This is a genomic window from Stenotrophomonas sp. Steno-Z10-BAI (assembly GCF_056393115.1).
Genome location: NZ_JBWJOZ010000004.1, coordinates 11032 through 28938, shown reverse-complemented (window position 1 = coordinate 28938; position 17907 = coordinate 11032). Strand labels below are relative to the sequence as shown.

At 66.6% G+C, this 17907-nt stretch carries 18 protein-coding genes; 16 read left to right on the top strand and 2 right to left on the bottom strand.

The genetic code is table 11. The annotated features are described in order from the left end of the window. Window positions 1–10: 10 nt before the first annotated feature. A complete protein-coding gene (locus AC06E9_RS11190; protein WP_176989918.1) occupies window positions 11–712 on the bottom strand; it encodes an FKBP-type peptidyl-prolyl cis-trans isomerase N-terminal domain-containing protein in 702 nt (233 codons plus the stop codon). Between the two features lie 192 nt (window positions 713–904). Between AC06E9_RS11190 and AC06E9_RS11185 the strand changes: the two genes are divergently transcribed. The 16 genes from AC06E9_RS11185 to rnt all read left to right on the top strand — a co-directional run bounded on the left by AC06E9_RS11185 (window position 905) and on the right by rnt (window position 14735). Further along, complete coding sequence (locus AC06E9_RS11185) at window positions 905–1663, top strand: enoyl-CoA hydratase/isomerase family protein (RefSeq protein WP_428999819.1); 759 nt, start codon at window positions 905–907, stop codon at window positions 1661–1663. A gap of 3 nt (window positions 1664–1666) precedes the next feature. Further along, window positions 1667–2029 carry a hypothetical protein gene (locus tag AC06E9_RS11180; protein ID WP_478056057.1) on the top strand — a complete coding sequence of 121 codons (363 nt, stop codon included), beginning with the start codon at window positions 1667–1669 and terminating at the stop codon, window positions 2027–2029. Next, complete coding sequence (gene nth, locus AC06E9_RS11175) at window positions 2029–2703, top strand: endonuclease III (RefSeq protein ID WP_461770887.1); 675 nt, start codon at window positions 2029–2031, stop codon at window positions 2701–2703. The genes AC06E9_RS11180 and nth overlap by 1 nt, the downstream gene beginning before the upstream one ends. Window positions 2704–2883: 180 nt before the next feature. Further along, complete coding sequence (locus tag AC06E9_RS11170; protein ID WP_121041569.1) at window positions 2884–4095, top strand: OprO/OprP family phosphate-selective porin; 1212 nt, start codon at window positions 2884–2886, stop codon at window positions 4093–4095. 102 nt (window positions 4096–4197) lie between these two features. Next, window positions 4198–4974, top strand: coding sequence for a PA3715 family protein (locus AC06E9_RS11165; RefSeq protein ID WP_478056056.1), 777 nt, complete (start codon window positions 4198–4200; stop codon window positions 4972–4974). Between the two features lie 123 nt (window positions 4975–5097). Then, window positions 5098–6117: a phosphate ABC transporter substrate-binding protein PstS gene (pstS, locus tag AC06E9_RS11160; protein ID WP_121041565.1), complete on the top strand. Its 1020-nt coding sequence runs from the start codon at window positions 5098–5100 to the stop codon at window positions 6115–6117. 231 nt (window positions 6118–6348) lie between these two features. After that, on the top strand, window positions 6349–7440 hold the full coding sequence (gene pstS / locus AC06E9_RS11155) for a phosphate ABC transporter substrate-binding protein PstS (protein ID WP_121041563.1): 1092 nt from the start codon (window positions 6349–6351) through the stop codon (window positions 7438–7440). 87 nt (window positions 7441–7527) lie between these two features. Next, on the top strand, window positions 7528–8496 hold the full coding sequence (gene pstC / locus AC06E9_RS11150) for a phosphate ABC transporter permease subunit PstC (RefSeq protein ID WP_121041561.1): 969 nt from the start codon (window positions 7528–7530) through the stop codon (window positions 8494–8496). Further along, a complete protein-coding gene (gene pstA, locus AC06E9_RS11145) occupies window positions 8496–9362 on the top strand; it encodes a phosphate ABC transporter permease PstA (RefSeq protein ID WP_121041559.1) in 867 nt (288 codons plus the stop codon). The genes pstC and pstA overlap by 1 nt, the downstream gene beginning before the upstream one ends. 19 nt (window positions 9363–9381) lie before the next feature. Next, on the top strand, window positions 9382–10212 hold the full coding sequence (gene pstB / locus AC06E9_RS11140) for a phosphate ABC transporter ATP-binding protein PstB (protein WP_070471812.1): 831 nt from the start codon (window positions 9382–9384) through the stop codon (window positions 10210–10212). 30 nt (window positions 10213–10242) lie between these two features. Beyond that, entirely contained in the window at window positions 10243–10950 is a 708-nt protein-coding gene (phoU, locus tag AC06E9_RS11135) for a phosphate signaling complex protein PhoU (protein WP_070471813.1), read from the top strand. A 569-nt stretch (window positions 10951–11519) separates the two neighbouring features. Then, window positions 11520–11894 carry an HvfA family oxazolone/thioamide-modified RiPP metallophore gene (locus AC06E9_RS11130; protein ID WP_121041557.1) on the top strand — a complete coding sequence of 125 codons (375 nt, stop codon included), beginning with the start codon at window positions 11520–11522 and terminating at the stop codon, window positions 11892–11894. Further along, on the top strand, window positions 11881–12753 hold the full coding sequence (locus AC06E9_RS11125) for an HvfB family MNIO-type RiPP peptide maturase (protein ID WP_478056055.1): 873 nt from the start codon (window positions 11881–11883) through the stop codon (window positions 12751–12753). Before AC06E9_RS11130 ends, AC06E9_RS11125 begins: the two co-directional genes overlap by 14 nt. Next, window positions 12746–13501 carry an HvfC family RiPP maturation protein gene (locus AC06E9_RS11120; RefSeq protein ID WP_152151800.1) on the top strand — a complete coding sequence of 252 codons (756 nt, stop codon included), beginning with the start codon at window positions 12746–12748 and terminating at the stop codon, window positions 13499–13501. The genes AC06E9_RS11125 and AC06E9_RS11120 overlap by 8 nt, the downstream gene beginning before the upstream one ends. A 24-nt stretch (window positions 13502–13525) precedes the next feature. After that, entirely contained in the window at window positions 13526–14035 is a 510-nt protein-coding gene (locus AC06E9_RS11115) for an HvfX family Cu-binding RiPP maturation protein (protein WP_478056054.1), read from the top strand. A gap of 112 nt (window positions 14036–14147) precedes the next feature. After that, the gene (gene rnt, locus AC06E9_RS11110) at window positions 14148–14735 is read left to right on the top strand and encodes a ribonuclease T (RefSeq protein WP_121042195.1); all 588 of its coding nucleotides are present in this window, start codon (window positions 14148–14150) and stop codon (window positions 14733–14735) included. 6 nt (window positions 14736–14741) lie between these two features. Here the strand turns inward: rnt and AC06E9_RS11105 are convergent, their stop codons facing one another. Continuing rightward, complete coding sequence (locus AC06E9_RS11105; RefSeq protein WP_478056053.1) at window positions 14742–17714, bottom strand: two-component regulator propeller domain-containing protein; 2973 nt, start codon at window positions 17712–17714, stop codon at window positions 14742–14744. Window positions 17715–17907: the final 193 nt, after the last annotated feature.

Sequence of the window (17907 nt, the reverse complement as noted above, 5' to 3'; positions counted from 1 at the left end):
GTTGCGAAAATTACTTGACGCTGACGAGCTTGATTTCGAACTGCACCGCAACGTTCGGCGGGAACGGCGTGCGCGGATCGGCACCATAGGCCTGCTCCGGCGGCAGCGTCACTTCCCACTTGGAGCCCGCCGGCATCTGCAGCAGGGCTTCACGCATGGCCTTCATTTCGACTTCGCTGACCTTGATGCCCGGGATCTGCTGGGCCGGACGTGCTTCGGCCGGACGGGTGCCGAACGGGTACGGACCGGCCACTTCCAGCTGCACGGTGCTGGCCTGGGTCGGCTTGGCGCCCTTGCCGGCTTCGATCACGCGGTACTGCACGCCGCTCGGGAGCGACTGCACGCCGGCCTTGGCCTTGTTGGCGGCCAGGAACTGGGTGCTCTTGGTCTTGTTCTCGGCGGCAGCCTTGTCGTACTCAGCCTTGGCGGCCTGCGCACGACCCTGCTCACGCTTCTGGAAGGCTTCGACGGCGGGTTTCAACTGCTCGGCCGTGATCGACGGCTGCTTCTTGGCGTAGGCATCCTGCAGGCCCTTCACCACCGAGTTGATGTCCAGCTGCTCGCCGCGTGCGGTGAGTTCAGCCAGGTTGTTACCGTAGTCGTAACCGAAGTAATAGCTCAGCTTGCCCTTTTCGGACGAGGTGTCCTGGGCGAAGGCATTGCCCGTCAGGGCCAGGGCCGCGACGGCGACCGCGATAGAACGCAACTTCATCAAACTTTTCTCCAGGGGTGGTAACTCAGGACGCGTTGGGCCGCCCTGAGGCGACGGGTTAGGATAGCCGCCGCAACGTTGAACCGCCACTAACGACGCAGGCTCTGACCTGACTTCGTTTCAAGAGTTCAACAATCACTTTTTTTTAACGTTTTCAGGAGTCCTGCCGTGGCCGACGCCCTTATCTCGATTATGGACGATGCTGCCGTGCGCACCGTGACGGTCAACCGCCCGGACAAACTCAACGCCCTCAACCGGGCGACCCTGGAAGCCCTTGATACAGCGTTCTCCGAGGCAGCCGCCGACCCGGCCGTACGCGTGGTGGTGCTGACCGGCGCAGGCCCCAAAGCCTTCGTGGCTGGCGCGGACATCGCCGAAATGAACGGCCTGAGCGCGGTTCAGGGTCGTGATTTCTCGTTGCTGGGCCAGGGATTGATGCGCCGGATCGAGCGCATGCCCAAGCCGGTGATTGGCAAGATCAACGGATTCGCGCTGGGCGGCGGGCTGGAGCTGGCCATGGCCTGCCACATCCGGGTGGCCGCGGAGACCGCCAAGGTGGGGCAACCGGAGATCCATCTGGGCCTGATCCCCGGCTTCGGCGGCAGCCAGCGGCTGCTGCGCCTGTGCGGCCGCGCCGCCGCGCTGGAGTTGTGCCTGCTGGGCGCCCCGATCACCGCCGCACGTGCCGCGCAGCTGGGTATCGTCAACGAGGTGGTTCCGGCCGAGGAACTGGATGCCCGCGTCGACGCACTCGCGTCGCAGTTGGCCTCGGCCGCGCCTCTCGCGCTGCGCGGCATCCTCGATGCGATCCACATCGGCGGCGAGTGCCCGCTGGGCGAGGGCCTGGAGTACGAGAGCGTGCAGTTCGGCCTGATGTTCGCCACCGAGGACATGCGCGAAGGCACCAGCGCGTTCCTGGCGCGCCGGCCGCCGGTGTTCCAGAACCGCTGAGCCATGTCGCCTTTCGATACCGCTTCGCCGGCGCAGCTGCTGGCACTCGTCCTCGACGATCAATGGGATGCCGCGCTGGCGGCCGGGTTGATGGACTACGTCCCGCAGCCGGGCGACGAAGCGCTGCGTCCCGATCATCCCGATCTTCCACAGCGGCTGCAGCACGCACAGCAGCAACTGCAACGCGCCTGGGCCGCGCGCGCGCGCTACCGCCAGCGCCAGCAGCGGCTCGCGCGCCGCGCTGCCGAGCGCGATGCACGCCGCGCACCGCCCCCCACACCCGAGATCCAGAAACCCGCCCTGCCCTCGGCCGCTGCTGCGATCCTCGCGCGCGCCAAGGCCAAGGCCGCGGGCCGCACGTCCTGATGGCTACGATGAAGAAACCCGCCGCACGCACCGCGCGCATGCCCAAGGCCGACGTGATCGAAATGTTCACGCGCCTGCGCGAACTCAACCCGCACCCCAAGACCGAACTGGAGTACAGCTCGCCGTTCGAGCTGCTGGTGGCGGTCACATTGTCGGCACAGGCCACCGATGTCGGCGTCAACAAGGCCACGCGCAAACTGTTCCCGGTCGCCAATACGCCGCAGGCGATTCTCGCTCTCGGTGAAGACGGCTTGAAGAAGTACATCGCCACCATCGGCCTGTACAACGCGAAAGCGAAGAACGTGATTGCCGCGTGCGCCATGTTGGTGGAACAGCACAGTGGCGAGGTGCCGCGTGATCGTGCGGCACTCGAGGCGTTGCCCGGTGTCGGCCGCAAGACTGCCAATGTCGTGCTCAACACGGCCTTCGGCGAGCCGGTGATGGCGGTGGACACGCACATCTTCCGCGTCTCCAACCGGACCGGTCTGGCGCCGGGCAAGGATGTGCGTGCGGTGGAGGATCTGCTGATCAAGGTGATCCCGGCCGAGTTCCTGCTCGATGCGCATCACTGGCTGATCCTGCATGGCCGTTACGTGTGCAAGGCACGCAAGCCGGACTGCCCGCAATGCGTGATCCGCGACCTGTGCCGTTTCAAGGAAAAGACCGCCGCCTGAACGGGGGGCGCGACTGCCATATGGGCGCAACCCGGCGGTCATCTGCGCCGGGCATCAATAGCAGCCTCTGACGCCGCTTGGGACACGGGCGATGACGGTTTGTCTGAAACTGTCACATTTACGCAATCTTCACTAATTAGCCTGCGCAGCATCTTCCCACCTGCCTGCAAGGCTCCTTCCATGAAACTGCATCGCCAACTTCTTACTGCGGCCGTGGCGGCTGCGCTGTTCGTTCCGGCCGCTCACGCTGAAGTGGCCATCGACGTGATCGGCGGTTCGGAAATCACGTTCGAAGGCCTGGTCCAGGCCGACGGCAACTGGTTCGACAACGATGTGACCGACCTCAATGGCGGTGACGCCGGCAACGGCAAGAACAGCGAATTCGAGCTGCGCCGCGCCGAGCTGGTGCTCAAGGGCAAGGGCCCGGGCAATGTGGAATGGGTGGTGGGCTACGACGCCAAGGCCGACAAGTTCCTGGACACCAACCTGAAGTACAAGCTGGCCGGCAACGCCAACCACTTCGTGCAGTTCGGCCAGTTCAAACAGCCCAACAGCCTGGAAGAACTGTCCAGCACCAAGAACAACGACTTCATCTCCAAGGCCACGGTCACCAACACCTATGCCGTGGCCCGCCGCCTCGGTGGCGCCTACAGCATCGGCGACAACAACTGGTCCGTCACCGCCAGCGCCTTCGGCCGCGAACTGACCCGCAACCTCGCCCACGGCAGCGGCTACGGCGCGCGTGGCACCTGGGCCCCGATCAATGAAAAGGGCCAGGTCCTGCACTTCGGCCTGAGCTATGTCGATTACGACACCGACGCCGACACCCTGCGTGTGCGCGCCCGCCCGAATGCGGATCTGGCCACCGCGCGCCTGGTCGACAGCGGCAATCTGGTCGATACCGACCGCGTCAGCACGATCGGTGCCGAAGCGATGTACATCGGCGGCCCGTTCAAGGCCCAGGCCGAGTATTACACCAGCAAGGCCAAGCGTTACTCGCACGACAACTACAGCAGCGACGGTTACTACGTCAGCGGCCTGTGGAACATCAGCGGCGAGACCTGGGGCTACAAGGGCGGCACCCCGACCACCGGCCTGCCGGACGAGCCGGGCCGCGGCATGTGGCAGCTGGGCGCGCGTTACGACCACATGGACCTCAATGACGGCAACCTGCTGGCGAACCCGGTGGCCGGTCGCCCGCCGATCGTCGATGGCGTGCTGGGCGGCAAGATGGACATCTGGACCGTGGGCGTGAACTACTACTGGCGCTCCAACACCAAGTTCGCGCTGAACTACGTGATGGTGGACAGCAAGAAGTACAGCTCGACCGCGCGCACGTTCGTCAACGACGACCCGAACATCCTCGAAGCGCGCCTGCAGTTCTTCTGGTAAGCCCTGCAACACGCGTGTGACACAAAGGCGCAGCTTCGGCTGCGCCTTTTTTCGTGCCCGCTCGCGGGTATGCTGTGCGCCCTTTGCCCATGGCTGGACCCGATGCGTATCGCACTCTCGCTGTTGCTGGCTGCCGCGTGCGGTGCCGCCCTGCCCGCCCACGCGCAGGACTGCCACGACGCCCAGGCCGCCGCGGAGGAAGCGTACGTTGTGCGGGCGGACGACGTACTGCCCGATCGCCCCGGCTACACCCGCGACACCGCCGCCAGCGTCTGCCGGCGATGGCTGGCACGCCCCGAGCTGACCCTGGTGGCCACGCCGGTCTGGCGCGACGGCGGCGACCACGACGCCCGCGATGGCGACGTGGAGGTGCTGGTGATCGATAGCGACACCCTCGCCACGCGCGCATGGACGGTGCTGCCCGGCGCGCTCGACAGCGATGCGATCTTCTTCGACGGCATGCAGCTGGATACCGCGCGCTACCTGCTTGCGCCGGACACCCTTGCCTTCGGCCTGCGCGTGCAGCGCCGCAATGGCTCCGGGCCCAATCCGTTCAGCGAAGAGCAGTTGCATCTGCTGGCGGTGCAGGCAGACACGCTGCGCACGCTCGGCCCACCGATGGTGCTGCGCCGTTTCCAGGCCGAGTGGGATACCCGCTGCGCCGGTGAGTCCACCGATGTAACGCGCACCGTGGCCGTCGGCTCCAAAGGTCAACACGGCTTGGCCGACCTCATCCTGCGCGAGCGGCGGGTCACCACGCACAGCTGGATGGACGGCGACACCTGCCGCGACCAGGACACGCCGGTGGACGGCGAGCGCCGCGTGCTGCGCTTCGACGGCCGCCGCTACGCGGTCCCGGAGGCGCTGCAGCCGTTGTGACACCCCGCCCGGAAGGCGTGTCACGAGGTGGTCATATGACAGTCGCTGCGCTGTCATCGAACCGTTATGGAATGAGCACCGGGCGGGACACCCCGCACCTTCATCCATTCCAGGAGCCACCCCGTGATCCACGCCTTCAAGTCGCGCGCCGCTGTTGCCGTCCTCGCCGCGTCGTCCGTGTTCGCCGCCAACGCCGCCGATGTGACCGGCGCGGGCGCCTCGTTCATCTACCCGGTCATGTCCAAGTGGTCGGCCGACTACAGCACCGCGACCGGCAAGAAGGTCAACTACCAGTCCATCGGTTCCGGTGGTGGTATCGCCCAGATCAAGGCCGCCACCGTTGATTTCGGCTCCTCCGATGCCCCGCTGAAGCCGGAAGAACTGGCTGCGGCCGGCCTGGCCCAGTTCCCGTCGGTCATCGGCGGCGTGGTCCCGGTGATCAACGTGGCCGGCATCGCGCCGGGCGCGCTGAAGTTGGATGGCCCGACCCTGGGCAACATCTTCCTGGGCAAGATCAAGACCTGGAACGACCCGGCGATCGCCGCGCTGAACCCGGGCGTGAAGCTGCCCGACGGCAAGATCACCGTCGTGCACCGCTCGGACGGTTCGGGCACCACCTTCAACTTCGTCAACTACCTCTCCAAGGTCAACCCGGAGTGGAAGACCAAGGTCGGTGAAGGCACGTCGGTCCAGTGGCCGGTCGGCATCGGCGGCAAGGGCAACGAAGGCGTTGCCGCCTACGTGAAGCAGATCAAGGGCGGCATCGGCTACGTCGAACTGTCCTACGCACTGCAGAACAAGATGTCCTACGCTGCGATGAAGAACGCTTCGGGCAAGATCGTGCTGCCGAGCGATACCTCCTTCGCCGCCGCTGCGGCCAGCGCCGACTGGGCCAGCGCGAAGGACTTCTACCTGGTCATGACCAACGCCCCGGGCGCCGATGCGTGGCCGATCACCGCCACCAACTTCATCCTGGTCCGCAAGCAGCCCAAGAACGTCGCCAACGCCAAGGCCACCCAGGAGTTCTTCCGCTGGATCTACAAGAGCGGTGATGCGCAGGCCAAGCAGCTCGATTACGTCCCGCTGCCGGACGCTCTGGTCAAGCAGATCGAGACCTACTGGTCGCAGAACCTGAAGTACTGATCCACCGCACAACGAGGCAATGGCGCCGGAGGGACCTCTCTCCCCCTTCGGCGCCATCGGGCGCGGACCGCAAGGTTCCGCGCCTTTTTGTTGCCTGCCGCTGAATGCCCGGCCCTTGTGCCGCAAGGCTTTGCGTGCGCTCGGTCACGGCGTCATCAAGCTGTAACAAAAACATCATTTCATAGTCGCGTCGCCGGAAAGACCGGCCCTTGTCCCGCTATGGAGTGACGCATGAAACTGCACACGGCCAGCATCGCCGCCCTTTCCCTGGCCATCGCGCTGGGTCTTTCCGCCTGCAAGCCGGGCGCTGAAGGCCAGGCCACCGCGCCGGCCACCGACGCGCCTGCCGCTGCTCCGGCTGCTGGCGATCGCCTGACCGCCGAGATTTCCGGCGCCGGTGCGTCCTTCATCTTCCCGCTGGTGTCCAAGTGGTCGGCCGACTACAACACCGCCACCGGCGCCAAGATCAATTACCAGTCGATCGGTTCGGGTGGCGGCATCGCCCAGATCAAGGCCGGCACCGTTGACTTCGGTTCCTCCGACAAGCCACTGAGCAGCGAAGAGCTGGCCCAGGCCGGCCTCGGCCAGTTCCCGTCCGCCATCGGCGGCGTGGTGCCGGTGGTCAACATCGACGGCCTGGAAGCCGGCAAGCTGCGCCTGAGCGGCGCCCTGCTGGCCGATATATTCCTGGGCAAGGTCAAGACCTGGAACGACCCGGCCATCGTCGCCGCCAACCCGGGCGTAAAGCTGCCCGACGGCAAGATCACCCTGGTCCACCGTTCGGACGGCTCGGGCACCACGTTCAACTTCTCCAACTACCTCTCCAAGGTCAGCCCGGACTGGAAGAGCAAGGTCGGCGAAGGCACCTCGGTGCAGTGGCCGGACGGTGTGGGTGGCAAGGGCAATGAAGGCGTGGCGTCGTACGTGAAGCAGATCAAGGGCTCGATCGGCTACGTCGAACTCGCCTACGCGCTGCAGAACGGCATGCCGTATGCCTCGATGCAGAACGCCGCCGGCAACTGGGTGCAGCCGAGCGCGGAAACCTTCGCCGCTGCCGCCGCCAGCGCCGACTGGGCCAGCGCCAAGGACTTCAACCTGGTCATCACCAATGCCCCGGGCGACCAGGCGTGGCCGATCACCGCCACCAACTTCATGCTGATGCACAAGCAGCCCAAGGATGCGCAGCGCAGCAAGGACACCCTGGCGTTCTTCAAGTGGGCCTTCGAGAAGGGCCAGACCCAGGCCAACGAACTGCACTACGTGCCGCTGCCGGCCGAACTGGTCACCCAGATCGAAGCCTATTGGACCAGCGAGTTCAAGTAAGCCAGACAGCGGGCCTGTGCACAGCGCAGGCCCGCTTTCCTCGCCGCACCACCCTGCCGAACCACCACTCGGGCCCCCGCCTCAGCCATGAATGCCATCGCCCAGCCTGTTCCCGCACCGTCCCTCCGCGACCTGCGTGATGCCCGCAACGACAAACTGTTCCGCTGGGTCCTGATCGCCACCGTCATCCTGGTGCTGGTCGCCCTGGCCTGCGCCGCGCTCTCGATGCTGTGGGGCGGCCGCCATGCCCTGCAGGAGCAGGGCCTGAGCTTCTTCTACTCCTCCGAATGGAATCCGGTGGAGAACAAGTTCGGTGCACTCGCACCGATCTACGGCACCCTGGTCACGGCCCTGATCGCGATGGTCATCGCCGTGCCGGTGAGCTTCGGTATCGCCTTCTTCCTGACCGAGGTCGCCCCGCGCTGGCTGCGTGGCCCGGTCGGTACCGCCATCGAACTGCTGGCCGGTATCCCCTCGATCATCTACGGCATGTGGGGCCTGTTCGTGCTGGTCCCGGTGATGACCGAGTACGTCACTCCGTTCCTCAATGATCACCTGGGCACGCTGCCGATCATCGGCCCGCTGTTCCAGGGTCCGCCGCTGGGCATCGGCGTGCTCACCGCCGGCTTCGTGCTGGCGATCATGGTGATCCCCTTCATCTCCTCGGTAATGCGCGAGGTGTTCCTGACCGTGCCGACCCGCCTGAAGGAATCGGCCTATGCGCTGGGCTCCACCAAGTGGGAAGTGAGCTGGGACATCGTGCTGCCCTACACCCGCTCGGCGGTGATCGGCGGCATCTTCCTCGGCCTCGGCCGCGCCCTGGGTGAAACCATGGCGGTGGCCTTCGTGATCGGCAACAGCGTGCGCCTGTCGCCGTCGCTGCTTGAACCGGGCACCACCATTGCCGCCCTGATCGCCAACGATTTCGGCGAAGCCACCGAAACCTATCGCTCGGCACTGCTGCTGCTCGGCTTCGTGTTGTTCCTGGTGACCTTCGTGGTGCTGGCGATCGCCCGCCTGATGCTGATGCGCCTGGCCCGCAAGGAGGGCAACTGATGTCCACCGCCAATGCCCAACCGCTGTACCTGCGCCGCCGCATCGTCAACGTGGTCGCGCTGCTGATGTCCTGCCTGACCGCACTGTTCGGCCTGTTCTTTCTCGGCTGGATCCTGTGGACGCTGGCCTCCAAGGGCCTGGCCGGCATCAATCTGGATCTGTTCACCAAGATGACCCCGCCGCCGATGCAGGACGGTGGTCTGGCCAATGCCTTCTTCGGCAGCGCGGTGATGTGCGGCCTGGCCATCGCCATCGGGACGCCGCTCGGCGTGCTGGCCGGCACCTGGCTGGCCGAGTACGGCAACTTCCGCAAGACCGGCACGGTGGTCCGCTTCGTCAACGACATCCTGCTCTCGGCGCCGTCGATCGTGCTGGGCCTGTTCGTCTATACCCTGTACGTGATGCAGACCGGTGGCCAGTTCTCGGCCTTCGCCGGTGCGCTCTCGCTGGCCTTCATCGTGCTGCCGGTGGTGGTACGGACCACCGATGAAATGCTGCGCCTGGTGCCTTCGCAGATGCGCGAAGCGGCGCTGTCGCTGGGCATCCCGCAGTGGAAGGTGACGGTGCAGGTGCTGTACCGCAGCGCCGCCGCCGGCATCGTGACCGGCATCCTGCTGGCGCTGGCCCGCATCTCCGGTGAAACCGCCCCGCTGCTGTTCACCGCCTTCGGCAACCAGTACTGGAACAGCAACGTGTTCCAGCCGATGGCCTCGGTGCCGGTGGTGATGAACCAGTTCGCCGGCAGCCCGTACGAATCCTGGCAGGTGCTGGCCTGGGCCGGCGCGCTGGTGCTGACCGTCTTCGTGCTGCTGGTCAGCCTTTCCGCGCGCGGCATCCTGCTGCGCAACCGTATCTCCCATGACTGACCTTTCCACGGACATCGCCATGAACGATCTCTCCAACGCCGTGCCGATGCAGCGCATCGTGGTCCCGGCCTCGCATGAAAGCCTGCAGACCCCGGCGCCGATCAAGCTGGCCGCACGCGGGCTGGATTTCTACTACGACAAGTTCCATGCGCTGAAGGGCATCGACCTGGAGATTCCGGAAAAGCGCGTCACCGCGCTGATCGGTCCCTCCGGCTGCGGCAAGTCCACCCTGCTGCGCATCTTCAACCGCATCTACGCGCTGTACCCCAAGCTGGAAGCGCGTGGTGAAGTGATGCTGGACGGGGAGAACATCCTCTCGCCGAAGTACCCGATGAACCGCCTGCGCAGCAAGGTCGGCATGGTATTCCAGAAGCCGGTGCCGTTCCCGATGACCATCTTCGAGAACGTGGCCTATGGCATCCGCCACCACGAGAAGCTCTCCAAATCGGAGATGACCGATCGCGTCGAGCAGGCCCTGCGCCAGGGCGCGCTGTGGGACGAAGTGAAGGACAAGCTCAACCAGAGCGCGCTGGGCCTGTCCGGTGGCCAGCAGCAGCGTCTGTGCATCGCCCGCGCCGTGGCCCTGCGCCCGGACGTGCTGCTGCTCGACGAGCCGACCTCCGCGCTGGACCCGATCTCCACCAGCCGCATCGAGCAGTTGGTGGAAGAGCTCAAGCACGATTACACGATCGTGATCGTGACCCACAACATGCAGCAGGCCGCGCGCGTGTCCGATTACACCGCCTTCATGTACCTGGGTGACCTGATCGAGCACGACCGCACCGAAGTGATCTTCTCGCAGCCCAACAAGCAGCAGACCGAAGACTACATCACCGGCCGTTTCGGCTGATTCCGGCCCACGAACCCTGGATAGAACCGCATGAGCATTCCCAACGACCACATCGTCAAGAGCTACGACGAAGAACAGCAGCGCCTGGTGGCCGAGATCGTGCGCATGGGCGAGATGGCGGTCGCGCAGCTGGAGGCGTCCATGGACGTCATCGAGAAGCGCGACGAGAACGCCGCCCAGCGCATCATCGCCAACGATGAAGCCATCGATCAGCTTGAGCAGCACATCAGCCACGACGTGATGCGCCTTGCGCTGCGCGGGCCGATGGCACGCGACCTGCGCGAGATCCTGGCCGGCCTGCGCATCCCGGCCGATATCGAACGCATTGGCGATTACGCGGCCAACGTGGCCAAGCGCTCGATCGCGCTGAGCAAGGTGCCACCGCTGCCGCAGATCCAGGGCCTGCGCGCCCTGGGCCGGCTGGCCGCACAGCAGGTGCGCCGCGCGATCGAGGCCTACCGCGACAACGACGCCGCCGCGGCGCTGGAGCTGCGCGACGATGACGCCCGCCTGGACGCGCAGTACACCGCGCTGTTCCGCGAGCTGCTGACGTACATGATGGAAGACCCGCGCAACATTACCCCGTGCACCCACCTGCTGTTCATGGCCAAGAACCTGGAGCGCGTGGGCGACCATGCGACCAACATCGCCGAGAACGTGTGGTTCCTGGTGCATGGCGAGCAGGCGCTGCCGCCGCGCGAGAAGCGCGACGAGACCAGCAGTACCGATCACGTCTGAGCGCGTGCTCCAAAAAGGAAGCCAAGAGCCGCTGCCTCCGGGTGGCGGTTTTTTTGTTCCTCACCCAAAGCACGACAGCACCTCAGCGGTACTTTGGATCCACCAGTGTTTCCGCTTGGGCCTGCCGCGGGCGTCACGCCCCGCATCAACCGGCCGGCCCCTCGGCAAATGTCCCCCGGCCGGCGCCTCGCGGCGACGGCCTCCTCCTTGATTTTGCCCAGGGGCCTGCCGGCCTCTACTGGGCTCGCGTGTTGGACGACTCCGCGAAGTCGTGCCTTTCTGTGGGCGCGCAGGGTCTCGAGTCGCTGGGTCGTGATGCCCTTGTGGGCGAACTCAAGGAGGAGGCGCCGGCCGCAGGCCGACGCCGGGGGCCATTCGCCGACAAGGGCATCGCGGCCCAGCGCCCGACCCGTCCACCGCTGTTGAATAACGCAACGCACTGCACTGCACTTCACGAAACGTTGAATCCTGTGTGAGGATTCGATGAGCCGGGCCGGGCCACCATGGCCGCACCTGCTGCCCCCACGCAGCCATCCCGGGCCCCGGCCCATTCCAAGGAGCGTTACCCGATGAGCACACCCACCCGTTCGCTGTCCCTGCTGGCGGCCACTGCGCTGGCTGCAGGCCTGGGCGTCACCGCCTCGGCATCCGCGTTGAGCATGACCGAGCTGGCCCAGGGCTACCTGGTGGCTGGACAGGCGGCGACCAAGGCCGCCGAGGGCAAGTGTGGCGAAGGCAAGTGCGGTGCGCATGGCGAGAAGGCCGGCACCAAGGCAGGCGACAAGGCCGCGACTGCCGGTGCCAAGGCAGCCGAAGGCAAGTGTGGGGAAGGCAAGTGCGGCGCCGACAAGGGCAAGGCTGCTGGCACCAAGGCAACGACCGCTGGCGACAAGAAGACGGCGGAAGGCAAGTGCGGCGAAGGCAAGTGCGGTGCCAAGCACTGACGCCCTCGTCACTGGCCTGGGCCGGTCGCCGCTGCCTGCGGCGGCGACCGGACTGGGTCTGCGCCGCGCCCTGCTGCAGGACCTGCGTGACGCGCCCGCCGGCGATATCGACTTCCTCGAATGCGCGCCGGAAAACTGGATCGGTATCGGTGGGCCGGCCGGTGACGCACTCGCCGAACTGGCCGCGCGCCATCCGCTCACCTGCCATGGGCTGTCGCTCTCACTGGGCAGCACCGCGCCGCTGGATACCGTGCTGCTGGAACAGGTAGGACGATTCCTGGCGAGGCACCACGTGCCGCTTTACAGCGAACACCTGAGCTATTGCAGCGATGAGGGGCATCTGTACGACCTTCTGCCGATTCCGTTTACCGACGAGGCCGTACGCCACACCGCATCACGCATCGCCCGCGTGCAGGACCTGTTGGGCCGGCGGATCGCGGTGGAGAACGTGTCCTATTACCTCGCCCCGGAACCGGCCATGGACGAACTGGCCTTCACCAACGCCGTGCTGGCCGAGGCTGATTGCGATCTGCTGCTGGACGTCAACAACGTCTACGTCAACGCCTGCAACCACGGCTACGACGCCGATGCGTTCATCGCCGGGCTGCCGGCCGCGCGCATCGTCTGCCTGCATGTGGCCGGCCATCTGGACGAGGCGCCCGATCTGAAGATCGACACCCACGGCAGCGCGGTGATCGATCCGGTCTGGGACCTGCTCGCCCGCACCTATGCGCGCATCGGTGCGCGCCCGACGCTGCTGGAACGTGATTTCAATTTTCCGCCGTATGCCGAACTGCGTGGCGAACTGCAGCACATCCGCCAGCTGATGGCCGCCCATGCAGGGAACGGACATGACTGACGCCCCGGCGCGCCTGCACGCACAGCAGAGGGCGTTCACCGCGCACCTGCGCGACCCGGACCATAACGCCGCACCCGACGGCATGGACGCGCGCCGGCTGGGCATCTACCAGCGGTTGGTCTTCAACACTCTGCTGGGGCTGCTCGGCAACGGCTTCCCGGTCTGCGTGCAGCTGCTGGGTGAGGCGGCGTGGGCCACCCTGGTCCGGCGCTTCCTTGCCGGACACCCGGCGCAGACCCCCTTGTTCACCGAGCTGGCCGCCGAGTTCGTGCAGTGGCTGCACCATCAAGCCGCGCTGCCGCACCCGGCGTTGGCAGAACTGGCCCATTACGAGTGGGTGGAAACGGCCCTCTACCAGCTGGACGCGCAGCCCCTGCCGCCCTCGCCGGGCATCGACCCGATGCACGCGGCGCTGCAGCGCTCGCCGCTGGCCTGGCCATTGATCTATCACTGGCCGGTGCATCGGCTGGGCACCGATGATGCGCCCTCGCAGCCCGCCCCCGAGCCGACCGGGCTGCTGGTCCGGCGCGACCCTGATGGCCAGGTCCGCTTCGCCATGATCAGCCCGATGGCCGCGCAGTTGCTGGAGCAGATCGGCCAGCACCCCGGCAGCACCGGTGCCACTTACCTGCAGCAGCTCGCGCAGGCGCACGGCATGGCGGCCGATGCCTTGCGCCTGCCCGGCGCCGCCCTGCTGCGCCAATTCCACGACAACGGCGTGATCGGGCCCGCCGCGCCCGTCACCTGACCGTTCCACAAAGGAATCGCATCGATGAAGTCACCGCCCCTGGTCGCCCTGCGCGCCCGGCTGGATCACCTCGGCCCGTGGTTGGCCCCGCTCGGCCTGCGCCTGCTGATGGGCTGGGAGTACTTCGAGTCCGGCCGTGAAAAACTGCGAGGCCAGAACTGGTTCGAGGACCTGCAGCAGGCCTTCCCGTTTCCCTTCGATCAGCTGCCGGCCACCCTGAACTGGCAGCTGGCCACCTGGTTCGAGCTGGTCGGCGCAGCCTGCCTGCTGCTTGGGCTGGGGACCCGCGTGGCCGCCAGCTGCCTGCTGGTGCTGACCGTGGTCGCCACCGCCGCCGTGCACTGGCCGATGCACTGGAGTGGGTTGGCCGAGCTGGCGATGGGCTATGTCATCACCGATCAGGGCTTTGGCAACTTCAAACTGCCGCTGCTGTTCATGGCCATGCTGCTGCCTATGGCCCTGCAGGGCGCCGGCCCGTTGAGCCTGGATCACCTGCTGCACCGCGGCCGCGGGCGCTTCCCTGCCCTGGCCTGAGCGCAGGGGGGGGTACAGGCCGCTCTGCTAAACTGCCGCGATGACTGACGACCTCCCCCGCTCCGACGCGCCGGCTGCTGCCGACGCACTGCCCGCTGCCGCCCAGCGCTTGATGGCAACCCGCTTCCGCGGCTTCCTGCCGGTGGCGGTGGATGTGGAGACCGGGGGATTCGACTCTGATCGCCACGCGCTGCTGGAGATCGCCGCCGTTCCGATCGAGATGGACGAAAACGGCCTGCTCTATCCCGGCCAGACCGCCAGTGCCCACGTGGTTCCGGCCGAAGGCCTGGAGATCGATCCGAAGTCGCTGGAAATCACCGGGATCATCCTGGATCACCCGTTCCGGCTGGCCAAGGTCGAGCGCGATGCGCTGGACCACATCTTCACCCCGATCCGGGCGGCGATGAAGAAGTACGGTTGCCAGCGCGCGATCCTGGTCGGGCACAACGCCCATTTCGATCTGGGCTTCGTCAATGCGGCCGTCAACCGCACCGGCCACAAGCGCAACCCGTTCCATCCCTTCAGCGTGTTCGACACCGTCACTCTCGGCGGCATCGCCTACGGGCAGACCGTGCTGGCACGCGCGGCCACCGCCGCCGGGCTGGGCTGGGATGCCGATGAAGCGCACAGCGCGGTGTACGACACCGAGCAGACCGCCAAACTGTTCTGCAAGGTCGCCAACAGCTGGCCGCGCCCCTGAGCTGCATCACCCGATAGCGGTCCTGTCGCGCCCTTCGCTCTTGGCGCGGTACAGCGCGCGATCGGCGCGCTGGTAAAGCAGCATCGGGGTGCGGTCGGCAGCGTCCAGTTCCACCAGACCGGCACTGAAGGTGACCTTCAGGCCCGGAATACCGGCCCAGTCCGGATGATCATGGAACAGCCCGCGCAGACGCGCGCAGACCTGGGCCGCTTCATCCAGCCGGGTATCGTTGAGCAGCAGCGCGAATTCTTCGCCGCCCGTACGTGCGGGCATGTCCGAATCGCGGCACGCCGAGGCCAACAGACGCGCCACTTCCACCAGCACCACATCGCCCACCGAATGGCTGTGCCGGTCGTTCACTTCCTTGAAGTGATCGATATCCAGCACCACCAGACACAGCGGGTGACGGCTGCGCTGCGAACGGGCGAAATCGCGCGCCAGCGCTTCATCGAATGCACGCCGGTTCGGCAGCCCCGTCAGCGCATCTTCGCGGGCCTGCCGCTCGAACGCCTCGGCCTGCACCGCCAAGCGGTCGGCCAGTTCGGTCTTCTCCTGATTGAGTGCCTGCAGGTTGACCGTCTGGGTCTGCAGATCCAGCGTGGCTTCCTGCACCATCCGCGCCAGCCGCACGTTGCTGGCCTTGTAGCGGTTGATCAGATACCGGTACAGCGCCACCAGCCCAGCCAGCAACAACAGCGCGGCGATCAACTGCACGCTGTGGCGCTGCCACAGGAACGGCTCCACCGTGAATTCCCAGACCGCTTCGCTGTCGCTCCAGACACCGCCTGGATGCGCGGCGGAGACGTGCAGCGTGTAGTCGCCCGGCGGCAGGCCGATGAATTCCACACTGCGCTGCTGGCCGCGCTCGATCCACCTCTTGTCCAGGCCGTCCAGACGGGTCCGGTAGCGGATCCGCTCGGAAAGCAGATAGCTGAGGCCGACGTAGCTCACGCTCAGCCGGCGCCCGCCCGGAATCGCATTGTGATTGCTGCCCTGCCAATGCAGGGGCGCGCCATCGACCTGCACGTTCTCGATCACCGCCGGTGGCGCCATGCGCTCACGGAAGCGCTGCAGGCGCAATGGATCGACCGTGCTCAAGCCACCGGCGGTCACCACCCAGAAAGTGCCGTCCTGGCGCAGGATCGCCGAGGGCCCGGAGCTGCCGTTGGCCTGCGAATTGGCCATGCCGTCAATCTCGTTGTAGTGCTCCACCTCGACCCGTTCGACGCGGCCATCGGCGACCGCGTTGAGCATCGCCATGTCGGTGCGAAGCACGCCGCGGTTGCTGCTGATCCACACGTTGCCGACGCGGTCGGGCACCAATTGGAACACCGTATCCACCGGCATGCCCTGCTCCAGGCCGACCCGTGCCAGCCTGCCCTCCTGGTAGCGGTACAGGCCGCGGTCGGTGCTGACCCACATCGCATCGCCGATCTGCTGGAACCCGAACACGCTGCGGCCACCGCCCAACGGCTGTAGATCGATCGTCTGGACCCGGTCACCGCGCAGCACGCGGATCCCCTCGATGGTGCCGATCCACAACGCGCCGTCGTCGTCATGCGCCAACGCGGTGATCAGCCCGGTCGGCATGCCCGGGATCACCGGCTGCTCGGCCTTGCCGGCCTCGATGCGGACCACCCCCTTCTGGGTACCGGCCCAGACCACCCCGTCGCGGTCGATGCTGATCGCACGGATGTTGCCGCCCGGCAGCCCTTCGTCCGTGCCGTAGTCGCGCAGGCGCTGCCCCTGTTCGTTGATCCGGAAGATGCCGTCGCCAAACGTGCCCACCCACAGCGTGCCCTCGCGATCCTGGGCCAGGCTCAATACCGAGGGACTCTTGCCGACGTTGTTGCGCAGTGGCATCGCGCTGAAGCGACCCTGGGCATCGCGCCGGTCCAGCCCGCTGGCGCTGCCGATCCACAGCTGCCTCTGGCGATCCTCGAACACCGTGCGCACGTAGTCGCCACTGAGCCCGTCGCGCTCGGTGAAGCTGCTGAACAGGGTTTCGCGCAGGCGATACAGCCCGCCGTTGGCGCCGACCCAGATGCTGCCCTCGGCATCTTCGCGCAGGCTGACCACGCGTCCTCCGGGCAACGACAGGCCCGGCGGCAATCGCTCCAGCCCGTGCCGCGACAACCGCAGCAGACCTTGATTCTCGGTGCCCAGCCACAGGTCGCCATGGCGGTCCTGCAGCATCGCGGTGATGTGGGTCACGCCCGGCAGCCGGTGCTGCAGCAGCGGTGCGCCGTCCTGCATCCGGTAGATGCGCTCGCCAGCCACTACCCACATCACCCCGTCGGGCGCGCGATACGGCCAGACCAGGCCACGCCCCAGCCCCCAGCTGTCCGGCGCACGGCGCAGCACGCCATCGGTATCGCGTACGACCAGCCCGTCGAGTGTGCCGACCCAGACCCGGTCCTGCGCATCCACGACCAGCTTGGTGAAGCTCATGGCCATCGGTACGTCGGCCGGTGGCTTCTGATAGTCGAACGTCCCGTCCGGCGCCAGACTGCCGATCCCCTTGCCCTCGTACAGCAGCCACAGGCGCCCATGGCTGTCCATCTGCATCGCCTGGATCAGCACCTGCGGCGTATCGGCGCGGTGCTCCCAGACCTGCCAGCGGCCGTCCGGGCCGCGCCGGGTCACGTTGCCGCGCGAGTCACTGATCCACAATCCGCCGCTGCGGTCCACCAACAACGCGCCGACCCCGTTATCGCGCAGGCCCGGCGTGGTGCTGCGGTCGAACACGGTGAAATCCAGGCCGTTGTAGCGGACCAGGCCTTCCCAGGTGGCGAACCACAGGTGCCCTTCGGGCGTCTGCGCGATGTCGCGCAGGGAGTTGTGCGGCAACCCGTTGCGCGAGGTCCAGACATCGATGGCGTAGTCGCGCAGCGGCGGCGGGCCATCCTGCGCCGACAGCGACCACGGCAGCGCGCACAGCAGCAACAGCCACAGCGCTGCCGCCTGCAGCGTTGGCATGCCCGGGAACTTCAGTTGTGCCGGCCGCCACCGGATCCTGCCCCCCCGATCGCTCATCCGTATGGATCAACCTTGGGCAGGCGCCGTGTGCATGGGGGGAACGGCCGTGCACCGGCGCGATGGCCGGCAGAGTCGTACGCTCTCATGGGGGAGACGCTGGAAAGAGATGCCCATAGTAGGCAAATCCTTTCGC

Bases quoted from the DNA above. Each gene is read 5' to 3' on its own strand.
- AC06E9_RS11190 (WP_176989918.1), bottom strand. From the start codon at position 712: ATGAAGTTGCGTTCTATCGCGGTCGCCGTCGCGGCCCTGGCCCTGACG.
- AC06E9_RS11185 (WP_428999819.1), top strand. From the start codon at position 905: ATGGACGATGCTGCCGTGCGCACCGTGACGGTCAACCGCCCGGACAAA.
- AC06E9_RS11180 (WP_478056057.1), top strand. From the start codon at position 1,667: ATGTCGCCTTTCGATACCGCTTCGCCGGCGCAGCTGCTGGCACTCGTC.
- nth (WP_461770887.1), top strand. From the start codon at position 2,029: ATGGCTACGATGAAGAAACCCGCCGCACGCACCGCGCGCATGCCCAAG.
- AC06E9_RS11170 (WP_121041569.1), top strand. From the start codon at position 2,884: ATGAAACTGCATCGCCAACTTCTTACTGCGGCCGTGGCGGCTGCGCTG.
- AC06E9_RS11165 (WP_478056056.1), top strand. From the start codon at position 4,198: ATGCGTATCGCACTCTCGCTGTTGCTGGCTGCCGCGTGCGGTGCCGCC.
- pstS (WP_121041563.1), top strand. From the start codon at position 6,349: ATGAAACTGCACACGGCCAGCATCGCCGCCCTTTCCCTGGCCATCGCG.
- pstC (WP_121041561.1), top strand. From the start codon at position 7,528: ATGAATGCCATCGCCCAGCCTGTTCCCGCACCGTCCCTCCGCGACCTG.
- pstA (WP_121041559.1), top strand. From the start codon at position 8,496: ATGTCCACCGCCAATGCCCAACCGCTGTACCTGCGCCGCCGCATCGTC.
- pstB (WP_070471812.1), top strand. From the start codon at position 9,382: ATGAACGATCTCTCCAACGCCGTGCCGATGCAGCGCATCGTGGTCCCG.
- phoU (WP_070471813.1), top strand. From the start codon at position 10,243: ATGAGCATTCCCAACGACCACATCGTCAAGAGCTACGACGAAGAACAG.
- AC06E9_RS11130 (WP_121041557.1), top strand. From the start codon at position 11,520: ATGAGCACACCCACCCGTTCGCTGTCCCTGCTGGCGGCCACTGCGCTG.
- AC06E9_RS11120 (WP_152151800.1), top strand. From the start codon at position 12,746: ATGACTGACGCCCCGGCGCGCCTGCACGCACAGCAGAGGGCGTTCACC.
- AC06E9_RS11115 (WP_478056054.1), top strand. From the start codon at position 13,526: ATGAAGTCACCGCCCCTGGTCGCCCTGCGCGCCCGGCTGGATCACCTC.
- rnt (WP_121042195.1), top strand. From the start codon at position 14,148: ATGGCAACCCGCTTCCGCGGCTTCCTGCCGGTGGCGGTGGATGTGGAG.
- AC06E9_RS11105 (WP_478056053.1), bottom strand. From the start codon at position 17,714: ATGCCAACGCTGCAGGCGGCAGCGCTGTGGCTGTTGCTGCTGTGCGCG.